This is a genomic window from Pseudomonas sp. MT3 (assembly GCF_054720805.1).
Genome location: NZ_JBTVPY010000023.1, coordinates 31,113 through 57,284 on the forward strand (window position 1 = coordinate 31,113; position 26,172 = coordinate 57,284).

A 26,172-nucleotide genomic window follows, 5' to 3' on the forward strand; every position below is an offset into this window, starting at 1 on the left:
AGCCATCTTCAGAGTCAGACGCGCGACTCCATACCCTCGGCCAGGAAACCCGGTGCGATGTAACGCTCGTAGTGCGCCTCGGAGAGGATGAAGAACTCCTTGTCGATGACATCGCGCAGTTCCGGCAGTGGCCAACCACGAAACTCCGGCAGCAGCGCCAGGCCATAGGCCTCCACCTGGTTGATCATCCGCGAGCCGCGGGCGATCAGTTGGTATGCCCAGCAATAGGGCGACTGCTCGGGCACGAAGCGGATCTGCCGCTGCTCCAGCTGGCTGCGCAGCAAAGGCGCATCGAACACTTCCAGCTTGGCCATCATCACCTGCGCCAGCAGGACTTCCAGACGGCTCAGGACCGCCCGTTTCTCCTCGTCGCCGTAGCGGTTCCAGCTCACCACTTCGTGGTGGAAACGCTTGCAGCCACGGCAGACCAGGTCGCCATAGACCGTCGAGCAGAGCCCGACACAGGGGGTTTTGATGCGTTGCGAAGACATGGCTGAACAAATGGCTGGCAAAGCGGGCATGTTAGCCCTTTGTCTAGGCAAGATCACCCTCGGGCACCACGCAAATCGGCTTACCAAGGCCCATTAATTCCATTAGAATGGCTGCGCCTTTTTGGCGTCATTGTCCGAAAGAAGCTGTTTTCAAAGCGTCACGAAGCACAGATTCCGGCAGCCGCGCGGTCTGGGCGCCTCCCTCAAGCGCCCATTCCCATCAGTCCCAGGCCACCCCGGCGTAAAACTTTGAAAACAGCTTCTGCCCGGAGATCGCCGGTGCCGTCGTAGGTCAGTGGATTACCGTCCACCATGCCTGACGAATGGATCGGAGGGGTCTCCTGGATACGCGTCCTCCGGGACCACTGATGAGGGAAATACTGTGCTTGAAGCCTATCGCAAACACGTAGAAGAGCGTGCCGCCCAGGGCGTCGTGCCCCAGCCGCTGAACGCCGAACAGACCGCAGGTCTGGTCGAACTCCTGAAGAACCCGCCGGCCGGCGAAGAAGAATTTCTCCTCGACCTGATCACCAACCGCGTACCGCCGGGCGTGGATGAAGCCGCCTACGTCAAGGCTGGCTTCCTGTCCGCCGTTGCCAAGGGCGAGACCACCTCCCCGCTGCTGACCAAGACCCGTGCCGTCGAGCTGCTGGGCACCATGCAGGGCGGCTACAACATCTCCACGATGGTCGAGCTGCTGGACAGCGCCGAGCTGGCCGAAGTCGCCGCCGCGCAACTGAAGCACACCCTGCTGATGTTCGACGCCTTCCACGACGTCGCCGAGCGCGCCAAGAAAGGCAACGCCGCCGCCAAGGCCGTGCTGCAGTCCTGGGCCGATGGCGAGTGGTTCAAGGCCCGTCCGGCCATCGCCGAGAAGCTGACCCTGACCGTGTTCAAGGTCCCCGGCGAAACCAACACCGACGACCTGTCCCCCGCTCCGGACGCCTGGTCGCGCCCTGACATCCCGCTGCACGCCCTGGCCATGCTGAAGATGGCCCGTGACGGCATCGAGCCGGCCCAGCCGGGTGTCGTCGGTCCGCTGAAGCAGATCGAAGCGGTCAAGGCCAAGGGCTTCCCGGTCGCCTACGTCGGTGACGTGGTCGGCACCGGTTCGTCCCGTAAATCCGCCACCAACTCGGTGCTGTGGTTCTTCGGCGACGACATCCCCTACGTTCCGAACAAGCGCGCTGGCGGCTTCTGCTTCGGCACCAAGATCGCCCCGATCTTCTACAACACCATGGAAGATGCCGGTGCCCTGCCGATCGAATTCGACTGCACCAACCTGGCCATGGGCGACGTCATCGACGTGTACCCGTACGAAGGCAAGGTCGTGCGTCATGACAGCGGCGAAGTGGTCACCACCTTCGAGCTGAAGACCCCGGTTCTGCTGGACGAAGTCCGCGCCGGCGGCCGTATCCCGCTGATCGTTGGCCGCGGCCTGACCGAGAAGGCCCGCGCCGAGCTGGGCCTGGCTCCATCCGACCTGTTCAAGAAGCCGGAAGCACCGACCGACAGCGGCAAGGGCTTCACCCTCGCGCAGAAGATGGTTGGCCGCGCCTGTGGTCTGGCCGAAGGCCAGGGCGTACGTCCGGGCACCTACTGCGAACCGAAGATGACCACCGTCGGTTCCCAGGACACCACCGGCCCGATGACCCGCGACGAGCTGAAAGACCTGGCTTGCCTGGGCTTCTCCGCCGACCTGGTGATGCAGTCCTTCTGCCACACCGCTGCTTATCCGAAGCCGATCGACGTCAAGACCCACCACACCCTGCCGGACTTCATGATGACCCGCGGCGGTGTCTCCCTGCGTCCGGGCGACGGCATCATCCACAGTTGGCTGAACCGCATGCTGCTGCCCGACACCGTCGGCACCGGCGGCGACTCGCACACCCGCTTCCCGATCGGCATCAGCTTCCCGGCCGGCTCCGGCCTGGTAGCCTTCGCCGCAGCCACTGGCGTCATGCCGCTGGACATGCCCGAATCGGTTCTGGTGCGCTTCAAGGGCAAGCTGCAACCGGGCATCACCCTGCGTGACCTGGTCCATGCGATCCCCTACTACGCCATCCAGGCTGGCCTGCTGACCGTCGAGAAGAAAGGCAAGAAGAACATCTTCTCCGGCCGCATCCTCGAGATCGAAGGTCTGAACGACCTGACCGTCGAGCAAGCCTTCGAGCTGTCCGACGCCTCCGCCGAGCGTTCGGCTGCCGGTTGCACCATCAAGCTGCCGGAAGAGGCCATCGCCGAGTACCTGAAGTCCAACATCACCCTGCTGCGCTGGATGATCGGCGAAGGCTATGGCGACGCCCGCACCCTGGAGCGCCGCGCGCAAGCGATGGAAGCCTGGCTGGCCAACCCGCAACTGCTGGCTGCCGACCAGGACGCCGAGTACGCCGCGGTCATCGAGATCGACCTGGCCGACGTCAAGGAGCCGGTACTCTGCGCTCCGAACGATCCGGACGACGCCCGTCTGCTGTCCAGCGTCGAAGGCCGCAAGATCGATGAAGTCTTCATCGGTTCCTGCATGACCAACATCGGTCACTTCCGCGCTGCCGGCAAGCTGCTGGACAAGGTCAAGGGTGGCATTCCGACCCGTCTGTGGCTGGCTCCGCCGACCAAGATGGACGCCCACCAGCTGACCGAGGAAGGCTACTACGGCATCTACGGCAAGGCTGGCGCACGCATGGAAATGCCGGGCTGCTCGCTGTGCATGGGTAACCAGGCTCGCGTACAGACCGGTTCGACCGTGGTTTCCACTTCGACCCGTAACTTCCCGAACCGCCTGGGCGATGCCACCGACGTGTTCCTGGCATCCGCCGAGCTGGCCGCTGTCGCTTCGATCATCGGCAAGCTGCCGACCGTCGAGGAGTACATGGCCTATGCGAAGGACATCGACAGCATGTCTGCCGATATCTACCGCTACCTGAGCTTCGACCAGATCGCCGAGTTCCGCGAAGCCGCAGCCAACGCGAAGATCCCGGCCGTCCAGGTCTGAGACGCCTAGCGTGATGAAAAGCCCCGCCTCGTGCGGGGCTTTTCTTTTGTGCTTGCCCGAAAGGCGCGGCCTGAACCGCTGCTCACGATGGGCCTAATACTTATTGACCGTTGCGGCGACGGCCTGTGCGTCTAAGGTGTCTGCAGGCCCTGCCGATATCCGTGCTCAGGTGCCCTTGATGGAACCCTCCAGAGGTGCGCTCCCTTCCTCTGCGCCCCGCCCTGTGGCGGGGCTTCTTTTTTCCACCGTCGCTGGCACACCCCTTGCTGTACGCCCACCAACAGGCAACCCAACGACGGGTCCTGAAAGATGACAGCATCGCCTTCCCGCCCATCGAGGGCCAGTGGAACGGTGTCTTTTGCCTTCAGAGGTGGAGATGATCGACAGCACACGCAGCCGTACGGACAGCCTGGCCTGGGTCGCCGGCTCCGATGCGCCGGAAAAGAGCGTACTCAACCTGGGCTTCATGGCCCTCACCGACGCCGCGTCCCTGGTGGTCGCCGCCACCCAAGGCTTCGCCCAGCCCTACGGCCTGACCCTCAACCTGCAACGGCAGAGTTCCTGGGCCGGCCTGCGCGACCGCCTGCTCAGCGGCGAACTGGACGCGGCGCAGGGGCTCTACGGCCTGATCTACGGCATGCAACTCGGCCTGGGTGGCACCCCCGCCATCGACATGGCAGTGCTCATGGGGCTGTGCCAGAACGGCCAATCGATCAATCTTTCCGCACCGCTGATGCGCGACGGCGTGACCTGCGCTGAAGCACTGCGCCAGCACGCGCGCCACAACGGTGCACTGCTGACCCTGGCGCACACCTTCCCCACCGGCACCCACGCCCTTTGGCTGTATTACTGGCTGGCCGCCCACGGCATCCACCCGCTGCGCGATGTGCGCTCGCTGGTGGTGCCACCGGCGCAGATGGTGGAGCACCTGAAAGCCGGGCGCATCGACGGCTTCTGCGCCGGCGGCCCCTGGGGCGCGCTGGCGGTGGACGAAGGCCTGGGCTTCACCCTGGCGACCAGCCAGCAGATCTGGCCGGACCACCCGGAAAAAGTCCTGGGCACCACCCGCGCCTTCGTCGAGCAATACCCCAATACGGCTCGCGCCCTGGTGATGAGCATTCTCGACGCCAGTCGCTTCATCGAGGCCAGCGAGGACAACCTGCGCAGCGTGGCGCGACTGATCAGCGGCCACGACTACGTCGACGCACCGCTCTCCAGCATCGAGCCACGCCTGCTCGGCCGCTACCAGGATGGCCTCGGCCACGCCTGGCAGGACGCCCATCCGCTGCGTTTCCACGACGCAGGCCGAACGAATTTCCCCTGGCTGTCCGACGGCCTGTGGTTCATGACCCAGTTCCGCCGCTGGGGGCTGCTGCGTGAAGACGTCGACTATCCAGGCATCGCCCGCCAGGTCCAGCAACTCGACCTGTACCGCGAAGCCGCCGAAGCCGTTGGCGTAACAGTGCCGGATACCGGCATGCGCCGCTCGACGCTGATCGACGGACGCACCTGGGACGGCAGCGATCCCGCCGGCTATGCCCGCGGTTTCGAACTCAATGCCCTGACGGAGCGAGGTTGAGCATGCTGCGCGTCCTGCTGATCAACGACACCCCGAAGAAGGTCGGGCGCCTCAAGGCCGCACTGCTGGAATCCGGCTTCGACGTGGTCGACGAATCCGGCCTCACCGTGGACCTGGCACAGCGCGTGGAAGCCCTGTGCCCGGACGTGATCCTCATCGACACCGAATCTCCCGGCCGCGACGTGCTGGAACAGGTAGTGCTGGTCAGCCGCGACCAGCCGCGCCCCATCGTCATGTTCACCGACGAGCACGACCCGCAGGTGATGCGCCAGGCCATTCGTTCCGGGGTCAGCGCCTATATCGTCGAAGGCATCCAGGCGCAGCGCCTGCAACCGATCCTCGACGTCGCGATGGCCCGCTTCGAGAGCGACCAGGCGCTGCGTGCGCAGTTGCAAGCCCGCGAGCAGCAACTGGCCGAACGCAAGCGCATCGAACTGGCCAAGGGGCTGCTGATGAAGATGAAGGGCTGCGCCGAGGAAGAGGCCTACACCCTGATGCGCCGGCAGGCGATGGGGCGCCAGCAGAAGCTGGTGCAGGTAGCCGAGCAGATCATCTCAATGCACGAAATGCTCGGGCACTGATCGGCCATCTGCCAGCGGCGGCATCCCGCAATCAGAACGCCAGCCGCCCTGCTGGCCCCCGCCTTCGCGGTCACTGCGTATCCTCCCCGCGTCGCGCGATACGTCGCGCGGCCATCCTCGCTTCCATTGCATGACCTTGGAAGTCCGCAGTGCGACCCGCCGGCTAGGTACCTGCCGGTCGCGCCCGAACCCTTCGAGAGCGAGACAGCATGATCGACCTTTCCACCTGGAACCTGACCATTCCCAGCGATCCCCGTCCCACCGAGATCACCACCCAGCAACTGCAGAATGGCTACCAGAGCCGCTACTTCAAGCGCGACGGCGACAGCGTCGTGTTCTGGGTACCGGTCAACGGTTCGCACACCGAAGACAGTACCTTCCCACGTACCGAGCTGCGCGAGACCAAGCGCGACGGCAGCCTCTACAACTGGTACTACAGCGGCGGCGACAACGAGCTGCGCGCCACCCTGAGCGTCGGTCGCGTACCCTCGCAGAACAAGATCATCATCGGCCAGATCCACAGCAAATCGCCCACCAGCGGCGACGGCGAGCCGCTGGTGAAGCTGCAGTACCACTACCACCCCGACACCCAGACCGGCAGCATCGAGGCGCTGGTGCGCAACCATCCGGACGACAGCGCCAGCAAGAACATCCCGCTGCTCAAGGATGTGCGCCTGAACGAGCGCATCACCTACAGCCTGCGGGTCACCTCCACCGGCCAACTGGGCCTGCGCGCCGAAAGCAGCGATGGCGAGAAGCAGTACTACCGACAGGCCCTGAGTTCGACCTGGAGCAAGCAACTGCTCTACTTCAAGGCCGGTGCCTACATCAGCGACAACAAGGGCCCCGACGACGAAGGTGGCCGCGTGACCTTCTACCACATCAACCTGGCGCACTGACGTCGCCATTCTGCCCGCCTATGGCACTGCGAATCCGGCGGCGGGCTCCGTACAATGGTGCTCTCCCCATGACCCGAGAGCGCCAATGGCCCGCCTGAAACTGGAATTTCCCGAAGAACTCTTCCTCTACACCACCAAGCTCACCGTACGCGTCACCGACATCAACGGTGCCAAACACCTGGGCAACGACTCGATGATCTCGATGATTTCCGAGGCCCGCGCGCGCTTCCTGTTCGACTACGGCATTCGTGAGACCGGCATCATCGTCACCGACCTGGCCACCACCTACCGCGCCGAGGCCCACGCCCGCGACCAGTTGCTGTTCGAGGTCGGCGTGATGGACTTCAACAAGTACGGTGGCGACATCATCTTCCGCATCACCCGTCCGGCGGACGGCACCCTGGTGGCGATGGCCAAGTCCGGCTTCGTGTTCTTCGACTACCAGGCTGGCAAGGTCGTGCCGATCCCTGAGGCGTTCCGCGATACCTTCCCCAATGTCAACTGGATCGCCTGACGCTCCAGTTGGGGGCGCGCCGTCCGCGGGCGCGCCCTACGATGGATCATCACTGAGTCCATCCCACCTCATATCGTATTGATCTTCCTGGGATTTTCCATCCTGGCCCGCGCCTTGCTCTGCACAAGGCGATGGTAATCAACGGCGGTTACCCGACTACGACAAAGGCGTCGCATCCACACCCGCACCGAGCGGTGGGTGGAGCGACGCCTTTTTCGTTTGCCCCGGCGCAGGGGCGCAGGACCACCCCGGCGGTCGCCACGTGGCACATGACCGGGCTCCTCAACCATTGCCGATGAGGTGTTCGATGAACACGAGTTTCTGGAAAGCCGGCCATGCGCCGACCCTGTTTGCCGCCTTCCTGTATTTCGACCTGAGCTTCATGGTCTGGTACGTCCTCGGCCCGCTGGCGGTGCAGATCGCCACCGACCTGCAACTGACCACCCAGCAGCGCGCGCTGATGGTGGCCACGCCGATCCTCTCCGGCGCCATCCTGCGCTTCCTCATGGGCCTGCTGGCCGATCGCTGGTCGCCCAAGGCCGCCGGCATCCTTGGCCAGGTGATCGTCATCTGCGCACTGTTCGGTGCCTGGCAACTGGGCATCCACAACCTCGAACAGGCAATGATCCTCGGCGTGCTGCTGGGCATGGCTGGCGCCTCCTTCGCCGTGGCATTGCCACTGGCCTCGCAGTGGTACCCGGCGCAGCACCAGGGCAAGGCGATGGGCATTGCCGGCGCGGGTAACTCCGGCACCGTGCTCACCGCGCTGTTCGCTCCGGCCATCGCCGCCGCCTTCGGCTGGCAGAACGTCTTCGGCTTCGCGCTGATCCCGCTGCTGGCGACCCTGGTGGTGTTCGCCCTGCTCGCCCGCAACGCCCCGGAGCGTCCTGCGCCAAAATCCGTGGGCGACTACCTGAAGGCCCTGGGCGACCGCGACAGCTGGTGGTTCATGTTCTTCTACAGCGTGACCTTCGGCGGCTTCCTCGGCCTTGCCAGCACCCTGCCCGGCTACTTCCACGACCAGTACGGCCTGGACCCGGTGAAAGCCGGCTACTACACCGCCGCCTGCGTCTTCGCCGGCAGCCTGATGCGCCCGCTGGGCGGTGCCCTGGCCGACCGCATCGGCGGCATCCGCAGCCTGCTGGTGATGTACACCGTCGCCTCGATCTGCATCGCCGCCGTGGGCTTCCACCTGCCCAGCGCGGTGGCGGCGCTGAGCCTGTTCGTTGTGGCGATGCTCAGCCTCGGTGCGGGTAACGGCGCGGTATTCCAGTTGGTGCCGCAGCGCTTCCGCCAGACCATCGGCGTGATGACCGGCCTGATCGGCATGGCCGGCGGCATCGGCGGCTTCTGCCTGACGGCGGGCCTGGGTGCGATCAAGCAGGCCACCGGCGACTATCAGATCGGCCTCTGGCTGTTCGCCAGCCTCGGCGTGCTCGCCTGGTTCGGCCTGCACGCGGTGAAAGCGCGCTGGCGCACCACCTGGGGCAGCGCAGCCGTTACCGCGGCGCGGGTGTAATCGTGAATTGTAGGAGCGAGCTTGCTCGCGAACGGATTCACCGACAGCTGCAGATTGATGCGGTTCGCGAGCAAGCTCGCTCTTACAGGTGGTGGCGATGACCTTGCAGTTATCCTTCGCCCAGGCCAGCGCCACCGGTCCGCGCGACGAGAACCAGGATGCCCTGCGAGTGGTCACCCCACCCGCAGGACTGGCGGCCAGCAAGGGGCACCTGTTCGCCATCGCCGACGGCGTCAGCCATTGCGCCGACGGCGGCCTGGCCGCGCGCCTGACCTTGCAGGCGCTGGCCGCCGACTACTACGCCACCCCCGAGACCTGGGCCGTCGCCCAGGCCCTCGACCGCCTGCTGATCTCGCAGAACCGCTGGCTGCAGGCCAACGGCGGCGGCCAGCCGTTGCTCACCACCCTCACCGCGCTGGTCCTGCGCAGCCGGCGCTTCACCCTCGCCCATGTCGGCGACTGCCGCCTGTACCGCTGGCACGCAGGCGTTCTGGACTGCCTGACCCAGGACCACGTCTGGGAACAGCCCGGCATGCAGCACGTGCTCAAGCGCGCCCTGGGCCTCGACCAGCACCTGGTGGTGGACTACTGCGACGGGGAGCTGGAAGCCGGGCAACGCTTCCTGTTGGTGAGCGACGGCGTCTGGGCCACCCTGGGCGACAGCGCCATCCAGCGCCTGCTGGAGGACGCACAGAGCCTGCAAGCCTGCGCCGATGCACTGGTCAGCGCCGCCCACCTGGCCGGCAGCCAGGACAACGCCAGCGCCCTGCTCCTGCAGGTGGACGAACTGCCGCCCGCAAGCCTCGGTGACGCCCTCGCCCAACTCGACCACTGGCCCGAGCCGCCCGCACTGCGGGACGATCAGGAATTCGAAGGCTGGCAGGTCGAGGGTAGGCTGGCCCAGTCCCGCCAGTCACTGATCTACCGCGTACGCGACCGGCAGAATCGCCCTTGGCTGCTCAAGACCCTGCCGCCGGCCCTGCGCGACTCCGCCGAAGCCGCCCAGGCATTGCTGCTGGAGGAATGGTTCCTGCGCCGCGTACAGGGCCGCTACTTCCCCGAACTGCACAGCCTGCCGCAGCGCCAGCACCTGTACTACGTGATGCGCGAGTACCCGGGGCAAACGCTGGACGAACACCTGAAGCTCAACGGCCCGCTGAACCTGCCCGACTGGCAGGATCTCGCCCAGCGCCTGCTGCGCGGCCTGGGCCAGTTGCACCGGCGCAATATCCTGCACCGCGACATCAAACCGGAGAACCTGCACTGGGCCGATGACGGCGAACTGCGCCTGCTGGACTTCGGACTGGCCTACTGCCCCGGGTTGTCACAGGAAGACCCGCACGACCTGCCCGGCACCCCGAGCTACCTCGCTCCCGAATCCTTCCAGGGTGCAACACCGGACGCCCGCCAGGACCTCTACGCCGCCGGCGTCACCTTGTATCGATTGCTCTGCGGCCACTACCCCTACGGCGAGGTCGAAGCCTTCCAGCATCCGCGCTTCGGCACGCCCGCCCCGGCCAGCCGCTATCGCCCGGATGTGCCAACCTGGCTGGACGACTGGCTGGCAAAGCTGATCGCCGCCCAACCGCAACAGCGTTTCGAAACCGCCGAGGAATGCGTGCTCGCCCTGGAACAAGGCGAACGGCAGACCCCGGCTCGTCCGCGCCCGCTACTGGAACGCGAGCCGCTGCGGGTCTGGCGCGGCGTCGCCCTGGCCTCCCTGGCGCTCAACCTGGGGCTGCTGTTCTGGCTGCTGCACGGGGGTTGAAGGCGCACCAGTTCGGATCAGAACGCATCACCGCAGTGCAACAAACCGCCCCAATATCCCGGCTGCACCGCTGCGAAGCCTGGAAATCCAGGCACTGGGCAAGTTGGCACAGCCCCTGCAATAACCTCGGCAACAATCTACAAAAGCGCGTCCCTCAACGAAGAGGCTCGCACTTCCCGAGCGATCGGGACTTGGACAAAGGCGTCCTCGCCGGGCAACCGGCGGGACGCCTTTTTTGTTTTCCGCGATTGCGTGACGGAGCCCTGACATGAAAAAGCTCAAGCTCGTACTGATCGGCAACGGCATGGCCGGTGTACGCACCCTGGAAGAACTGCTGAAGATCGCGCCCGACCTCTATGACATCACCGTGTTCGGCGCCGAGCCCCACCCCAACTACAACCGCATCCTGCTCTCCCCCGTGCTGGCCGGCGAGCAGGCCTTCGAGGACATCGTCCTCAACGACCTCAACTGGTACAGCGAGAACGGCATCCGCCTGCTGCTCAACCGCAAGGTCAGCCGCATCGACCGTCACCGCCGCAAGGTCTACGCCGAAGACGGCACCGAGGCCGAGTACGACCGCCTGCTGATCGCCACCGGCTCCAACCCCTTCATCCTGCCGGTGCCGGGCAGCCGCCTGCAGGGCGTGATCGGCTACCGCGACATCGCCGATACCCAGACCATGATCGACACCGCCGGCAGCCACAGCCACGCGGTGGTCATCGGCGGCGGCCTGCTCGGCCTGGAAGCGGCCAACGGCCTCAAGCAGCGCGGCATGGACGTCACCGTGGTGCACCTCTCCGACTGGCTGCTGGAACGCCAGTTGGACCGCACCGCTGGCAAGCTGCTGCAGGAAGCGCTGGAATCGCGTGGCATCCACTTCCGCCTGAACACCCACACCGAAGAACTGATCGATGACGGCAGCGGCCGCGTCTGCGCCATTCGCTTCAAGGACGGCGAAGTGATCGCCGCCGACCTGGTGGTGATGGCCGCCGGCATCCGCCCCAACACCGAACTGGCGGAAAAGACCGGCCTGCCCTGCAACCGCGGCATCCTGGTCAACGACACCCTGCAGACCTATGACCCGCGCATCTACGCCCTGGGCGAGTGCGCCAGCCACCGCGGCATCGCCTACGGTCTGGTGGCGCCATTGTTCGAACAGGCCAAGGTCTGCGCCAACCACCTGGCCATGCTCGGCTTCGCCCGCTACCAGGGCTCGGTGACTTCCACCAAGCTCAAGGTCACCGGCATCGACCTGTTCTCCGCCGGCGAATTCATGGGCGGAGAAGGCACCGAGACCATCACCCTCTCCGACCCCATCGGCGGCGTCTACAAGAAGCTGGTGATCAAGGACGACGTGCTGGTCGGCGCCTGCCTCTACGGCGACACCGCCGACGGCGGCTGGTACTTCCGGCAGATCCGCGAGAACCACAACGTCGGCGAAATCCGCGACCATCTGATGTTCGGCGAGAGCAGCGTTGGCGACGTCGGCCACCAGGGCCAGAACAGCGCGGCGAACATGCCCGACAGCGCCGAAGTCTGCGGCTGCAACGGCGTGTGCAAGGGCACCATCGTCAAGGCGATCCAGGAGAACGGCCTGTTCAGCGTCGACGAAGTGAAGAAGCACACCAAGGCCGCCAGCTCCTGCGGCTCCTGCGCAGGGCTCGTCGAGCAGATCCTGATCAGCACCGTGGGTGGCGCGGCGGACGTGAAGCCCAAGAGCGAGAAGGCCATCTGCGGTTGCAGCGATCTCAACCACGGCCAGGTGCGCAAGGCGATTCGCGAACATCACCTGACCTCCCTCGGCTCGGCGATGCGCTTCATGGACTGGCGCACCCCGGACGGCTGCGCCACCTGTCGCCCGGCGCTGAACTACTACCTGATCTCCACCTGGCCGGGCGAGGCGAAGGACGACCCGCAGTCGCGCCTGATCAACGAACGCGCCCACGCCAACATCCAGAAGGACGGCACCTACTCGGTGGTCCCGCGCATGTGGGGTGGCGTGACCAACGCCGCCGAACTGCGGCGCATCGCCGACGTCGCCGACAAGTACCAGGTACCGATGGTGAAAGTCACCGGCGGCCAGCGCATCGACCTGCTGGGCATCAGGAAGGACGACCTGCCGGCGATCTGGAAGGAGCTGGACATGCCCTCCGGGCACGCCTACGGCAAGTCCATCCGCACCGTGAAGACCTGCGTGGGCAGCGAGTTCTGCCGCTTCGGCACGCAGAACTCGACCCAGTTGGGCATCGACCTCGAGCACGACCTGTTCAACATGTGGTCGCCGCACAAGGTCAAGCTGGCGGTCTCCGGCTGCCCGCGCAACTGCGCCGAGGCCGGCATCAAGGATATCGGCATCATCGGTGTGGATTCGGGCTGGGAGCTCTACATCGGCGGCAATGGCGGGATCAAGACCGAGGTGGCGGAGTTCTTCGTCAAGCTCAAGACCGCCGAAGAGGTGCGCGAGTACAGCGGCGCCTTCCTCCAGCTCTACCGCGAAGAAGCCTTCTACCTTGAGCGTACCGTGCACTACCTGCAGCGCGTCGGCATGGAGCGCATCAAGAAGGCCGTGCTGGAAGACGAAGAAAACCGCAAGGCGCTCAACGCCCGCCTGCAGTTCTCACTGTCGCTGGAACAGGACCCGTGGCAGGAACGCATCGTCCAGCAGCCGCTGAAGAAGGAATTCGAACGGATTCCCCTCACGCAGCTGGAACCCGCCTGAGTACCCGCCGGGCCCCGCCGCCGGGGCCCTTTCCACCCGATTGCTGGAGACACCCCATGAACTGGTTCGACATCTGCGCCCTGGACGACATCAATCCACTCGGTTCCCGCGTCATCGCCGGCCCGCGTGGCGATATCGCGATCTTCCGCACCGCCGGGAACGAAGTCTTCGCCCTCGACGACCGCTGCCCGCACAAGGGCGGCCCGCTGTCCCAGGGCCTGATCTACGGCAAGCGCGTGGCCTGCCCGCTGCACAACTGGCAGATCGAGCTGGAAAGCGGCGAGGCCGTGGCCCCCGACCAGGGCTGCGCCCACCGTCACGACGTCAAGGTCGAGGATGGCCGCGTACTGCTGGCCCTGCGTACGCCAGTCGCCAACTGCGCCTGAGCCAGCCAACGAGGCCCGCGCCATGAACCCGAACCGTCGCACCACCGCATCCACCTGCTGCTACTGCGGCGTGGGCTGCGGCGTACTGATCGAGCACGACGACGAGCGCATCCTCGGCGTACGAGGCGACCCGCAGCATCCGGCCAACTTCGGCCGCCTGTGCAGCAAGGGCTCGACCCTGCACCTCACCGGCGACGCGGACGCCCGCGCGCAGTTCCCGGAACTGCGCCTGGGCAAAGGCCTGTCGCGCGCCCGCACCGACTGGGACACCGCGCTGGAGCATGCCGCCGGCGTCTTCGCCGAAACCCTCCGCGAGCACGGCCCGGACAGCGTAGCCTTCTACGTCTCCGGCCAGTTGCTGACCGAGGACTACTACGCCTTCAACAAGCTCGCCCGCGCCCTGGTCGGCACCAACAACATCGACAGCAACTCGCGCTTGTGCATGTCCTCGGCGGTGGTCGGCTACAAGCGCAGCCTGGGCGCCGACGCCCCGCCCTGCAGCTACCAGGACATCGAGCTGGCCGACTGCGTGATGATCGCCGGCAGCAACATGGCCTACGCCCACCCGGTGCTGTTCCGCCGCCTGGAAGAGGCCCGCGCACGACGCCCGGAGATGAAGCTGATCGTCATCGACCCGCGCATCACCGACACCGCCGAGGCGGCCGACCTGCACCTGGCGATCCTGCCCGGCACCGATGTCGCGCTGTTCCACGGCATCCTGCACATCCTGCTCTGGGAAGGCTGGATCGACCGCGCCTTCATCGACGCCCACACCGAGGGCCTGGATGAACTGAAAGCCCTGGTACGTGACTACGGCCCGCTGGCCGTGGCGGAAATCTGCGGCATCGCCGTGGATGACCTGCAGCGCGCCGCGCAGTGGATCGGTCAGGCACCGTCCTTCCTCTCGCTGTGGTGCATGGGCCTCAACCAGTCCACCGCCGGCAGCGCGAAGAATAGCGCGCTGATCAACCTGCACCTGGCCACCGGGCAGATCGGCCGCCCCGGCGCCGGCCCCTTCTCCCTCACCGGCCAGCCCAATGCAATGGGTGGCCGCGAGACCGGCAGCCTGTCCAACCTGCTGCCCGGCCACCGCGAAGCCGGCAATGCCGAGCACCGCGCGGAAGTCGCCGGCTATTGGGGCATCGAGCAGTTACCGGAAAATCCCGGCCTGAGCGCCATCGAACTCTTCGACGCAGTCCGCGACGGGCGCATCAAGGCCCTGTGGATCGCCTGCACCAACCCGGCGCAGTCCCTGCCGGACCAGACCCGCGTACGCGAAGCCCTGGCCGCCTGCCCCTTCGTCATCGTCCAGGAAGCCTTCAGCACCAGCGAGACCTGCCAGTACGCCGACCTGCTGCTGCCGGCCGCCAGCTGGGGCGAGAAGGAAGGCACGGTGACCAACTCCGAACGCCGCATCAGCCATGTGCGCCCGGCCATTCCCGCCATCGGCGAGGCACGGGCGGACTGGAGCATCGTCTGTGATTTCGCCCGACGCCTGGAGCGGCACCTGCGCCCCGGCGAAAGCAGCCTGTTCGACTTCGACTCGCCCTCCGCGCTGTTCGAGGAATACAAGCTGCTGACCCACGAGCGCGATCTCGATCTGTCCGGCATCGACTACGCCTTGCTGGACACCCGTGGTCCGCAACAATGGCCCCTCCGTTCCGGAGCAATCCAAGGCACCGAGCGCTTGTACGGCAACGGGCAATTCCCCACCGCCAATGGCCGCGCACGGCTGATCGCCGAGCCCTACCGTGCACCGAAGGAAAAGCGCGATGCGCGCTACCCGCTGATCCTCAACACCGGCCGCCTGCGCGATCAGTGGCATGGCATGACCCGTACCGGCACCGCGCCGCAACTGTTCGGCCATGTGGAAGAAGCCGTGCTCGGCCTGCACCCGGACGAGCTGCGCCGCCGGCGCATCAGCGACGGGCAACTGGTTCGCCTGCACAGCCGACGTGGCGAGCTGGTGCTGCCAGTGCAGGCCGACGACCGCCTGCGTCCCGGCCAGGCCTTCCTGCCGATGCACTGGGGCGACCGCTTCCTCAAGGGCCTGGGCATCAACGTGCTTACCCTGCCGGCGGTGGATCCGCTGTCGCGCCAGCCCGAGCTGAAACACGCCACCGTTGAGGTCAGCCGCATCGAGCTGCCCTGGCAGTTCTTCGCGCTGGTAGAAGGTGAGATGCAGAAGCGCTTCGACGCCCTGCGCCCGCTGTTCGAAGACCTGCCCTACGCCAGCTTCAGCCCCACCGGCCGCGAGCGCCCGGCACTGGTGATCCGCGCTGCCCACGCCGAGGCGCCCAGCCCGGAATGGCTGGCCGCCATCGATGCACTGCTGGATCTCAACGAGGGGCCGGTCATGGCTTACGACGACCCCCGCCTCTCGGTTGGCAAGCGCGTACGTATCGAACAGTCGCGCATCGTCTCGCTGCGCCTGGCCGGGGAAACCGCCGCGCGCGCCTGGCTGCGCGAGTTGTGGAAGGAAGGCCGCGCCGACCAGGAGCTGCGCCGCTGGCTGCTCGCCCCGCTCAGCGCCGCCCCGGGTAAAGCCGGCGCGGCAGCGGACAAGACCCTGTGCAACTGCCTGAACGTCAGCCAGAGCCGCATCCAGGCCGGGATCGACAAGGGCCTGGACCTGGAAGGCCTCAAAGGCGAACTCAAGTGCGGGACCGCCTGTGGCTCCTGCGTACCGGAAATCAAACGGCTACTGGCTCAGCGTCCGCTGGCCGCGACAGCCTGAGGAGATGGATATGAGCGGGAAAGTCTGGCTGATCGGCGCAGGTCCGGGTGATCCGGAGTTGCTGACCCTGAAAGCGGTACGCGCCCTGGCACAGGCCGAGGTGGTCATGATCGACGATCTGGTGAATCCGGCGGTGCTGGAGCATTGCCCGACGGCTCGGGTAATCCCGGTCGGCAAACGCGGCGGCTGCCGCTCTACACCGCAGGACTTCATCCACCGATTGATGCTGCGCTATGCCCGCCAGGGGCGGCGCGTCGCGCGCCTGAAGGGCGGAGATCCGTGCATCTTCGGGCGTGGCGGCGAGGAAGCCGACTGGCTCGGCGCACGGGGCATCGAGTGCGAACTGGTGAACGGCATCACTGCCGGACTGGCCGCTGCGACCCAGTGTCGCATCCCGCTGACCCTGCGCGGCGTGAGCCGGGGCGTGACGCTGGTGACCGCGCACACCCAGGACGACAGCCCCCTGAACTGGCGCAGCCTGGCCGAAGGCGGCACGACGCTGGTGGTGTACATGGGCGTGGCAAGGCTGGCGGAAATCCGCGATGGCCTGCTGGCGGGAGGAATGCGCGCCGACACACCGGTGGCAATGATCGAGAACGCCTCCCTGCCGACTCAACGCGAGTACCGCAGCCTGATGCAAGACATGCTCGAGGACGCCCAGGACTTCGCCCTGAAAAGCCCGGCAATACTGGTGATCGGTGAGGTGGCCGCCGCTGTGCAACTGGTCGCTCAGGCCCGCACAGCCTGAATCGGCAACTTTCTCACGGGCAAAGAAAAACCCGGCCTGGGCCGGGTTTTTCTCATCAGCTCAGACCAATTACTTGGCTTGGGCTTCTACTTCGGCTTCTACGCGACGGTTAACAGCGCGGCCTTCAGCAGTTGCGTTGTCAGCAACCGGACGGGTCTCACCGTAACCAACAGCGCTCACGCGGCCGCCTTCAACACCGTACTCGTTGACCAGTACGTCACGAACGGCGTTGGCACGACGCTCGGACAGCTTCTGGTTGTAGGCGTCGGTGCCGACGGAGTCGGTGTGGCCTTCAACGGTGGTGGAGGTGGACGGGTACTGCTTCATGAAGTCAGCCAGGTTCTTGATGTCAGCGTAGCTGTTCTCTTTGACCTTGGACTTGTCGAAGTCGAACTTCACGTCCAGCTGAACGCGAACGACTTCGGCAACAGCCGGGCAGCCGTTGGCGTCAACGGTGACGTTGGCCGGGGTGTTCGGGCACTTGTCGACGTTGTCGCAGACGCCATCGTTGTCGGAGTCGGAGCAGACTTCAGCAACCGGCTCCGGAGCCGGGGCGGCTTTGCCACCACCGAAGTTCATACCAACGCCCAGGCCAGCCATCCACTCGCCCTGGTGACCGTTCTCGCGCTGCTCCAGACCGTACTGGCCGTCGAGGCTGGCTTTGGCGTAGAAGTTCTCGGTGAAGTAGTACTTCAGACCGGTACCGATCATGGCCATGGTCAGGTTCTGACGACCGCCGTTCTCGGAGTTGATGTTGGTCAGGTTCTGGTGGCCGATACCTGCCGACACGTACGGACGCAGGTTGCCAGCGCCCGGAGTACCGAAGTGGTAGATGGCGTCCAGAGTGCTCAGGTTGCCATGAACCTTCTTGTTGCCGGTCTCGTAGGTGCCACGAACGTCGTGGTACTCACCGTAGGACAGAGCCAACTCGACGTCGTCGGTCAGGAAGTAGCCAACCGATGCGCCGTACAGGTCCGCGTTCTTCATGTTGCGGGTGCTGTCGGTGAAGTAGCGCTTGCCGAAGGCCTCGACCTCGACCGCGCCCTGGCCTTGAGCAAAGGCGTTTACAGCGGTGGCGGCGATTACAGAGCCGACAACGACGCCAAGGGTGTTCTTCAGTTTCATCCGTTAAATCCCCATCTTGGTGGTCAATAAGTTGTCTAACCATAGGCCGTACAACTTGGGTGGCAAGTTTATCAGAACTTCCCTGCCAAAGAGACAACATTTACTAAACTAAGATTCCGTCGCACCGGAAAACTTTTCGCGCAATCGATCGAGTGCACGCTTGTAGCGCATCTTGGTGGCGCTCAGGCCCATATGCATGATGTCCGCGATTTCCTGGAACTCCAGTTCCGCCACGAACCGCAACACCAGAATTTCCCGATCAATGGGATTGACATGAACTAGCCAACGGTCTAACCCGCCACGCTCTTCCACTTTCGGAGCCTTCTCTTCGGAGGCCTCCTCCACTGGGTCCAGACTCAGAGCATCGAGCAATCGCCGTTTGCGGCGTTCCTTCCGATATTGGGTAATGCACTCGTTGTAAGTGATGCTGTACAGCCAAGTCTTGAACTTCGATTTACCTTCGAAGTTCTTCAGACCATACAGAACCTTCAACATCACCTCTTGACACACATCATCGGCGTCCCGGTCATTGCCCAGATATCGCGCACAGACATTGAACAGTGTGCGCTGGTAACGGCGCATCAGCTCTTCATAGGCCCGGGTCACGTGGAACAGCTCCACGTGAGAACGCTCCACCAGCTCCTCGTCGGTGAGCTGGCGCGGGTCGTAGCGCAAGGACAGTGATTGCGGCGTGTTCAAGTCGGGTCGGGCCAGGTCATGTCAGCGGCCGACGCGGCTCCACGGGAGCGGCATCGGCGATCGGTCATCATCTTCTCAGCGACTGGTCACTCGCTGATCGAGCAGGATGCGATTGGCGATGGACACCAGCTCGCCCTCCTCCGTCAGCAGGATAGTCTTGATGGTACCAATTTCTTCGATGATGCCTTCGACATCTGCGACTTTCACTTGTTGCCCGACCTGATACAGCTCACGCACGTAAATACCCGCGATGATCTGCCCGGCGACTTCGCGACTGCCCAGCCCGAGGGCCAGCGCCGCCGCCAGGCCGATGGTGATCAGCACGATGGCGATGATGTAGTTCAGCAGGTCGGTCTTGACCTCGAGCTGGCCGATGGCCACCGAGATGCTGATGATGATGACCAGCCACTGGGCGACACGCCCCAGGCCATTGGAGTATTCGAGACCGACCCCCTCCGCGGCACCACGCACCAGGCTGTTGGCCAGTTGGGCGAGGAGAATGCCGACGATCAGCACCAGTGCAGCGCCGAAGACCTTCGGCAGGTACAGCGCGAGCATGTCGAGGGTGGCGGAAACACGCTGCAGCCCCAGCGACTCCGCGGCGGAGACCAGGAATACCAGGAGCACGAACCAGTAGATGATCTTGCCGATCAGGGTCGAGACCGGGACCTGGATGCCCGCGCGGGACATCAGCTTGGTCAGGCCGGTGCCGGCCATCAGGCGATCCAGGCCCAGCTTGGCCAGCAGCTTGGACAGCAGCGCGTCGAGCAGCTTGGCGACGATGAAACCCAGCAGCACGATCACCAGCGCGGCGAGCAGGTTCGGAATGAACCCGGCCAGCTTGCCCCACAGGGTATTCATGGCGGTCAGCAGGCTTTGCGTCCAGATGTCGAATTGCATGTTCAATCGGCCTTGTCAGCGGAAGGGGCGGGATTCTGCGCGCGACGCGAGACGGGCGCAAGGTGCAGGGCGCCGCGGCTGACGCCGATGGACAGCGCTTCCAGCCAGTGGCCCATCAGACTGAACAGGTCGCCCGCGCCAACCTGGCGGTTGGCGGTCTTGAGCACGCGATCCAGGCGAGAGTCATCGCCCGGCTGCTCCGGCGGCATCTTCAGCAGATCACGCAAGGATTCTTCAAATGGGTCGTGCATGCGCACCTCGCCTGTGTGAGGTGTTTGAAGCCCTCACCGATTCACAAGTCACATCCAATGCCCGCCGCGGCACGCCTCACAGCCAGCGCAAACGGCGGAAAATCCACCACTGGAACGTCGCGATGCCGCCGATGAGCAGGCAGGCCACCACGAAGCCATAGGGCGCTTCCGCCCCTGGAATACCGCCGACATTGATGCCCAGAAGCCCCGTCACGAAGCTCATGGGCAGGAAAAAGCCGGTAATGATACCAAGCAGATACATGGTGCGGTTCATTCGCTCGGTAATTCGACGATGTTCGGCCTCCTGGATCAGGCTGATGCGCTCGCGGATCAGCTCCAGTTCCTCCAGATTGCGGGTCAGGCGGTTGTAGAGCTCGTTCCAGTAGTCGGCGTCATCGGCGACCGTCCATGACAGCTTGAACTTGATCATCTGCGCGTAGATCTCGCGCTGGGGCGAGAGGTACCGCCGCAACCCGGCAGCCCGCCGGCGCAGGGTCCGAAGCTGATGCTGGTCGGGAATGCTGCGCTCGTCCTCCTCGATGGCCTCTTCCATCGCGTCGAGCTGATCGGCCAACCCGCCGATCAGCGTATCGACCCGGTCGGTGAGGTAGTGCGCCAGGTACAGCACCACTTCGGAAGCGGTTTTCGGACCACGCCCGGCCACAAGATCCGTACGCAGGTCGGCCACCGCCTTGAGCGGACGCAAGCGCAGGGAAATCACCCGCTGCGACTCGGCGTAGACCCGCAGAGACACCATGTCCTCCGGCACCGCGCCGGGGTTTAGGTTCACCCCGCGCAGGAACAGCAGCAGACGCTCGCCGCCCAGATCGACCAGCCGGGGACGGGTTGCCTCCTCCAGCAGCAGGTCACAGGCGAACTCATTGAGCCCGCTGGATTCGCGCAGCCAGCTTTGCGCCTCCGCAACGCCACGGTCCCAGTGCACCCAGAGACTTTCCTCCGGCTTGAGGTCCAGCAACGGCAACTCGTTACGGGAAATTTCCCGGGCGCCGCCACGCCCATCGAGCACGAAGCCGTCGATCAGGCCGCGCTCGGTACCACCTTCGTATGCCTGCATGCCCTCTCCCGCCTCCACGCCCGGGGCGCTCCATGAAAAATGCCGGAAGCATCCGCTTCCGGCATTGACTCGAACCGAGGTTGGAGGTTCGCCTTATTCCGGCATTTTCAGCGCCTGGGGCGAGACGATGATGCCGTTGTTGTCGGCATAGACGAACTCGCCCGGGCGGAAGGTGATGCCGCCGAAGGTCACCGCGACGTTCAGATCGCCGATGCCGCGCTTGTCGGTCTTCATCGGGTGGCTGGCCAGCGCCTGCACGCCCAGGTCGGTCTGCGCGATCACATCCACGTCACGGATGCAGCCGTACACCACGATACCTTCCCAGCCATTCTTCGCCGCCTTCTCGGCCAGCATGTCGCCCAGCAGCGCGCGACGCAGCGAGCCGCCGCCGTCCACCACCATGACCTTGCCCTTGCCGTCCTTCTCGACCTGCTCCTTGACCAGCGAGTTGTCTTCGAAGCACTTGATGGTGACGATCTCGCCACCGAAGGAGTCCCGCCCGCCGAAGTTGCTGAACATCGGCTCGACGACCTGGACCAGCTCCGGATAGGCATCGCACAGATCGGGGGTGACGTAATGCATGGAGACGCTCCTCTTGATGAAAACGGAAAGGCCATCCGGCCCTGACGTGACTGAAAGATGCACTGGCGTCACAGTCTACCCGTTGCGGCGCCGACGAGGAACGCTCAGGCCTGTGCCAGAGCGTCCTGCCCGGCCGGCAGTGCGCCATGCTCCAGCCAGTGCAGCAAGCGCGGCCAGACTTCGCGCTGGGCGCCCTTGCTGATCAACATCTCGATGTGCCCGTAGTCCTCGGCGAATCCATGCCGACGCCCCAGCCGCAGGTATTCGCGAACCTCGGAACCGAACTGTTCCAGCAGCTTGTTGCACGCCCAGGCCGGGTCCTGGTGGTCGCCATCCGACGCCACGGCCAGCACTCGCGTGCGCACGTTCGCCAATCCCGCCCACCAGTCGTTGCCCTTCTCGCCGAAACTCCCGAACAGGCTGTGCCAGTGCAGGGTTTCCAGCGCCAGGCCGAGCGGCTCGTCCTCCGGACCACGCTTCAGGCGCGCACCGGACAACCCGCCCATGCGCTTGAGCAGGAAACGACTGCTCCACGCGATCGGCGGCAATTTCAACGGCCAGTAGACGCGGCTCACCTGGCTGCCGCAGAGCGCCACGCTGGCCGCCTGCCCCTCCTCCAGATAACCGCCACCCAGGGCCGCCGCCAGGGTGATGCCGCCCAGGGAATGGCCGATCCAGTGCGGCGTCTGCGCACTCTGCTCGACGACGAAGCGCGCGATGGCCGGCAAGTCGAAACGGGCGTAGTCGGCCACACGGTTGCGGTCGTAGTCGTGATTGCGCGGGGAAAGCCCGTGCCCGCGCATCTCCGGAATCCAGACGTCGAATCCGGCGCGCGCCAGGTAGGGGCCGAGGCCCAGGCACTTGGGCGAATACCAGAAACGCCGGTTGGAGAAGCTGCCGTGCAGGAGTATCACCGGCGCGCCCCGGGAACCCTCGCGGAGACCGAGACGAGTCAGTGCCAGCTCGACGCTGGAGTCGGGACTGTTGCCCGGCTTGAGCCGGTATATGTCCTCGGTGAGATCACCACGGAACTCTGCGCTCAGGAGCGCAACGGGAAAGAGTTGACTGCTGCTTTGCATGGAATCGGCTGGCACAAAAAAGGGCGGGTGAAATCACCCGCCCCTTTTCTTGGATGGTAGAGGAACCGTCAGGACTGGCCTTCGGCGAGGAAGAACCAGGTGTCGAGGACCGAGTCGGGGTTCAGCGACACGCTCTCGATGCCCTGCTCCATAAGCCACTTGGCGAGGTCCGGGTGGTCCGACGGGCCCTGGCCGCAGATGCCGATGTACTTGCCAGCACGGTTGCACGCCTGGATGGCATTGGACAGCAGCTTCTTCACGGCCGGGTTACGCTCGTCGAACAGGTGCGCGACGATACCCGAGTCGCGGTCCAAGCCCAGGGTCAGCTGGGTCAGGTCGTTGGAACCGATGGAGAAGCCGTCGAAGAACTCGAGGAACTCATCGGCCAGCAGGGCGTTGGACGGCAGCTCGCACATCATGATGACACGCAGACCGTTCTCGCCACGCTTCAGACCGTTGGTGGCCAGCAGGTCGACGACCTGGGAGGCTTCGCCCAGGGTGCGGACGAACGGCACCATCAGCTCGACGTTGGTCAGGCCCATCTCGTTGCGGACCTTCTTCATCGCGCGGCATTCGAGCTCGAAGCAATCGCGGAAGGATTCGCTGATGTAGCGCGAGGCGCCACGGAAGCCGAGCATCGGGTTCTCTTCTTCCGGCTCGTAGAGCTTGCCGCCGATCAGGTTAGCGTATTCGTTGGACTTGAAGTCCGACAGGCGCACGATGACCTTCTTCGGCCAGAACGCAGCGGCCAGGGTGCTGACGCCCTCGACCAGCTTCTCGACGTAGAAGCCGACCGGATCGTCGTAACCGGCGATGCGCTTCTCGACGCTGTCCTTGATGTCCGCCGGCAGGCTGGCGAAGTTCAGCAGCGCCTTGGGGTGCACGCCGATCATGCGGTTGATGATGAACTCCAGGCGGGCCAGGCCCACACCTTCGTTCGGCAGTTGGGCGAAGTCGAAGGCGCGGTCCGGGTTGCCGACGTTCATCATGATCTTGAACGGTAGCTCGGGCATGGCGTCGACCGAGTTCTGGCGGATATCGAAGCCCAGTTCACCTTCGTAGATCAGGCCGGTGTCGCCTTCGGCGCAGGATACGGTCACACGCTGGCCGTCCTGCAGGACGGCAGTGGCGTTGCCGCAGCCGACTACCGCCGGGATGCCCAGTTCACGGGCAATGATCGCCGCGTGGCAGGTACGGCCGCCACGGTTGGTGACGATGGCGCTGGCGCGCTTCATGACGGGTTCCCAATCCGGGTCGGTCATGTCGGAGACCAGCACGTCGCCCGGCTGGACCTTGTCCATCTCGGAAACGTCGTGGATCACCTTCACCGGGCCGGCGCCGATGCGCTGGCCAATGGCACGGCCTTCGACCAGGACCTTGCCCTTTTCCTTGAGCAGATAGCGTTCCATCACGTTGGCGCTGGAACGGCTCTTAACGGTTTCCGGACGGGCCTGAACGATGTACAGCTTGCCGTCGTCACCGTCCTTCGCCCACTCGATGTCCATCGGACGCTCGTAGTGCTTCTCGATGATCAGGGCCTGCTTGGCCAGTTCGATCACTTCGGCGTCGGACAGCGCGAAGCGAGCGCGATCGGCCTTCTCCACGTCGACCACCTTGACCGACTTGCCGGCCTTGGCTTCGTCGCCGTAGACCATCTTGATGGCCTTGCTGCCCAGGTTGCGGCGCAGGATCGCCGGGCGGCCGGCTTCCAGGGTGGGCTTGTGCACGTAGAATTCGTCGGGGTTCACCGCGCCCTGCACCACGGTCTCGCCGAGGCCGTAGGCACCGGTGATGAACACCACGTCACGGAAACCGGATTCGGTGTCCAGGGTGAACATCACGCCGGCAGTGCCGGTTTCCGAGCGGACCATGCGCTGCACGCCGGCGGACAGGGCGACCAGCTTGTGGTCGAAGCCCTGGTGCACGCGGTAGGCGATGGCACGGTCGTTGAAGAGGGAAGCGAAGACTTCCTTGGCCGCGCGGATCACGTTGTCCACGCCGCGGATGTTCAGGAAGGTTTCCTGCTGGCCGGCGAAGGAGGCGTCCGGCAGGTCTTCAGCGGTCGCGGAGGAGCGTACGGCGACGGCCATGTTGTCATTGCCGCCAGCCATTTCGGCGAAGGCCTTGCGGATTTCGGCATCGAGCCGGGCCGGGAACTCGGCATCCATCACCCACTGACGAATCTGCGCGCCAGTCTTGGCCAGGGCATTCACGTCATCCACATCGAGAGCATCCAGGGCAGCATGGATGCGATCGTTAAGGCCGCTCTGCTCGAGGAAGTCACGGTAGGCCTGGGCGGTGGTAGCGAAACCACCCGGTACGGAAACGCCGGCGCCGGCGAGGTTGCTGATCATTTCGCCCAGGGATGCGTTCTTGCCCCCCACATGTTCGACATCATGGACGCCGAGCTTATCGAGGGAAACTACGTACTCTACCAAGGTGATCTCTCCACTAAGGTGTTGGAAAAGGTCGTACGGGCCGGTGCGGCGCCACTCTTCTGGCCCGGGCCAGAAAAATGAGTAAGAATGCCCCGGCAAAGGGCCTTGCAAACGCGCGGCCTATCATAGCCAAGAAACGTTCCTACCTTAAGGCCCGCAGCGCATATGAAACGAACTGCATTCTTCATTTCCGACGGCACCGGCATTACTGCCGAAACCCTCGGCCAGAGCCTTCTAGCGCAGTTCGAGAACATCAACTTCGTCAAACTGACGCGACCTTACATCGATACCGAAGAAAAAGCGCGCGTCATGGTACAGCAAATCAACACTGCTGCCGAGGCGGACGGTGCACGCCCGATCATCTTCGATACCATCGTAAACCGCGAGATCCGTTCGGTCCTTGCGCAATCCAACGGCTTCATGATTGACATCTTCTCGACGTTTTTGTCCCCGCTCGAGCAAGAATTATCCTCAGATTCGTCGTATTCCGTCGGAAAATCCCACAGCATCGGCCACAACTCCAACTACATGGAGCGCATCGATGCGGTCAACTTCGCACTGGACAACGACGACGGCGCCCGCACGCACTACTACGACAAGGCCGACCTAATCCTGGTGGGCGTATCGCGCTGCGGCAAGACGCCGACCTGCCTTTATATGGCACTGCAATACGGCATCCGCGCGGCAAACTACCCGCTGACCGAGGAAGACATGGAGCGCCTGCAGTTGCCCAACGCGCTCAAGCCCTACAAGCACAAGCTGTTCGGCCTGACCATCGACCCCGACCGGCTCACCGCCATCCGCAACGAGCGCAAGCCCAACAGCCGCTACGCCAGCTTCGCCCAGTGCGAGTTCGAGGTGCGCGAGGTGGAGAGTCTGTTCCGTCGCGAGAACATCGCCTACATCAACTCGACGCATTTCTCGGTGGAAGAGATTTCCGCCAAGATCCTGGTCGAGAAAGGCGTGGAACGCCGGCTCAAGTAACCGCCCCTCGCTCCAAGCGACGGCCGGCACTCCCGGCCGTTCGACTTTCGGCAGCCTCTCGCCAATACGCCTATCATTCTGTGGACCCGCGATTTGCCCGTGGCAC

At 64.7% G+C, this 26,172-nt stretch carries 21 protein-coding genes; 12 read left to right on the forward strand and 9 right to left on the reverse strand.

Annotation, left to right across the window (positions count from 1 at the left end; all coding sequences use genetic code 11):
* Positions 1–14 precede the first annotated feature (14 nt).
* Positions 15–491 carry a DUF1289 domain-containing protein gene (locus ACYCAX_RS21070; protein WP_460248764.1) on the reverse strand — a complete coding sequence of 159 codons (477 nt, stop codon included), beginning with the start codon at positions 489–491 and terminating at the stop codon, positions 15–17.
* 382 nt (positions 492–873) lie between these two features.
* Here ACYCAX_RS21070 and acnB point away from each other — a divergent pair, with 382 nt between their 5' ends.
* The 11 genes from acnB (at position 874) to cobA (ending at position 16,933) form a co-directional block, all read left to right on the forward strand.
* Positions 874–3,483 (forward strand): bifunctional aconitate hydratase 2/2-methylisocitrate dehydratase, encoded by a 2,610-nt coding sequence (gene acnB, locus ACYCAX_RS21075; RefSeq protein WP_015476876.1) that lies wholly within the window; start codon positions 874–876, stop codon positions 3,481–3,483.
* A 376-nt stretch (positions 3,484–3,859) separates the two neighbouring features.
* On the forward strand, positions 3,860–5,062 hold the full coding sequence (locus tag ACYCAX_RS21080; RefSeq protein WP_460248765.1) for a CmpA/NrtA family ABC transporter substrate-binding protein: 1,203 nt from the start codon (positions 3,860–3,862) through the stop codon (positions 5,060–5,062).
* A 2-nt stretch (positions 5,063–5,064) separates the two neighbouring features.
* Positions 5,065–5,643 carry an ANTAR domain-containing response regulator gene (locus ACYCAX_RS21085; RefSeq protein ID WP_015476874.1) on the forward strand — a complete coding sequence of 193 codons (579 nt, stop codon included), beginning with the start codon at positions 5,065–5,067 and terminating at the stop codon, positions 5,641–5,643.
* A gap of 209 nt (positions 5,644–5,852) precedes the next feature.
* Complete coding sequence (locus tag ACYCAX_RS21090; RefSeq protein ID WP_015476873.1) at positions 5,853–6,542, forward strand: polysaccharide lyase family 7 protein; 690 nt, start codon at positions 5,853–5,855, stop codon at positions 6,540–6,542.
* An 85-nt stretch (positions 6,543–6,627) separates the two neighbouring features.
* A complete protein-coding gene (locus tag ACYCAX_RS21095) occupies positions 6,628–7,056 on the forward strand; it encodes a thioesterase family protein (protein ID WP_015476872.1) in 429 nt (142 codons plus the stop codon).
* Between the two features lie 307 nt (positions 7,057–7,363).
* Positions 7,364–8,575 carry a nitrate/nitrite transporter gene (locus tag ACYCAX_RS21100; protein ID WP_015476871.1) on the forward strand — a complete coding sequence of 404 codons (1,212 nt, stop codon included), beginning with the start codon at positions 7,364–7,366 and terminating at the stop codon, positions 8,573–8,575.
* Positions 8,576–8,672: 97 nt separating this feature from the next.
* Positions 8,673–10,343, forward strand: coding sequence for a protein kinase domain-containing protein (locus ACYCAX_RS21105; protein WP_460248766.1), 1,671 nt, complete (start codon positions 8,673–8,675; stop codon positions 10,341–10,343).
* A 268-nt stretch (positions 10,344–10,611) separates the two neighbouring features.
* A complete protein-coding gene (gene nirB / locus ACYCAX_RS21110; protein WP_460248767.1) occupies positions 10,612–13,062 on the forward strand; it encodes a nitrite reductase large subunit NirB in 2,451 nt (816 codons plus the stop codon).
* A 56-nt stretch (positions 13,063–13,118) separates the two neighbouring features.
* Positions 13,119–13,448 (forward strand): nitrite reductase small subunit NirD, encoded by a 330-nt coding sequence (gene nirD, locus ACYCAX_RS21115; protein WP_015476868.1) that lies wholly within the window; start codon positions 13,119–13,121, stop codon positions 13,446–13,448.
* Between the two features lie 22 nt (positions 13,449–13,470).
* On the forward strand, positions 13,471–16,185 hold the full coding sequence (locus ACYCAX_RS21120) for a nitrate reductase (protein WP_294979639.1): 2,715 nt from the start codon (positions 13,471–13,473) through the stop codon (positions 16,183–16,185).
* Positions 16,186–16,195: 10 nt separating this feature from the next.
* Positions 16,196–16,933, forward strand: coding sequence for a uroporphyrinogen-III C-methyltransferase (gene cobA, locus ACYCAX_RS21125; RefSeq protein ID WP_294979636.1), 738 nt, complete (start codon positions 16,196–16,198; stop codon positions 16,931–16,933).
* Between the two features lie 69 nt (positions 16,934–17,002).
* Here cobA and ACYCAX_RS21130 read toward each other — a convergent pair whose 3' ends face one another.
* The 8 genes from ACYCAX_RS21130 to ppsA form a co-directional block, all read right to left on the reverse strand.
* Positions 17,003–18,058: an OmpA family protein gene (locus tag ACYCAX_RS21130; RefSeq protein ID WP_015476865.1), complete on the reverse strand. Its 1,056-nt coding sequence runs from the start codon at positions 18,056–18,058 to the stop codon at positions 17,003–17,005.
* A gap of 108 nt (positions 18,059–18,166) precedes the next feature.
* Positions 18,167–18,757, reverse strand: a complete 591-nt coding sequence (gene sigX / locus ACYCAX_RS21135; protein WP_080636216.1) for an RNA polymerase sigma factor SigX — start codon at positions 18,755–18,757, stop codon at positions 18,167–18,169.
* 75 nt (positions 18,758–18,832) lie between these two features.
* Entirely contained in the window at positions 18,833–19,657 is an 825-nt protein-coding gene (locus tag ACYCAX_RS21140) for a mechanosensitive ion channel family protein (RefSeq protein ID WP_015476863.1), read from the reverse strand.
* 2 nt (positions 19,658–19,659) lie between these two features.
* Positions 19,660–19,914: a CrfX protein gene (locus ACYCAX_RS21145; RefSeq protein WP_294979628.1), complete on the reverse strand. Its 255-nt coding sequence runs from the start codon at positions 19,912–19,914 to the stop codon at positions 19,660–19,662.
* Between the two features lie 70 nt (positions 19,915–19,984).
* Positions 19,985–20,983, reverse strand: coding sequence for a zinc transporter ZntB (locus ACYCAX_RS21150; RefSeq protein ID WP_015476861.1), 999 nt, complete (start codon positions 20,981–20,983; stop codon positions 19,985–19,987).
* 93 nt (positions 20,984–21,076) lie between these two features.
* The gene (rraA, locus tag ACYCAX_RS21155) at positions 21,077–21,565 is read right to left on the reverse strand and encodes a ribonuclease E activity regulator RraA (RefSeq protein ID WP_015476860.1); all 489 of its coding nucleotides are present in this window, start codon (positions 21,563–21,565) and stop codon (positions 21,077–21,079) included.
* 104 nt (positions 21,566–21,669) lie between these two features.
* On the reverse strand, positions 21,670–22,644 hold the full coding sequence (locus tag ACYCAX_RS21160) for an alpha/beta fold hydrolase (protein WP_294979626.1): 975 nt from the start codon (positions 22,642–22,644) through the stop codon (positions 21,670–21,672).
* 68 nt (positions 22,645–22,712) lie between these two features.
* Positions 22,713–25,082 carry a phosphoenolpyruvate synthase gene (gene ppsA / locus ACYCAX_RS21165; protein WP_015476858.1) on the reverse strand — a complete coding sequence of 790 codons (2,370 nt, stop codon included), beginning with the start codon at positions 25,080–25,082 and terminating at the stop codon, positions 22,713–22,715.
* 165 nt (positions 25,083–25,247) lie between these two features.
* Between ppsA and ppsR the strand changes: the two genes are divergently transcribed.
* Positions 25,248–26,066, forward strand: a complete 819-nt coding sequence (ppsR, locus tag ACYCAX_RS21170; RefSeq protein ID WP_015476856.1) for a posphoenolpyruvate synthetase regulatory kinase/phosphorylase PpsR — start codon at positions 25,248–25,250, stop codon at positions 26,064–26,066.
* Positions 26,067–26,172: the final 106 nt, after the last annotated feature.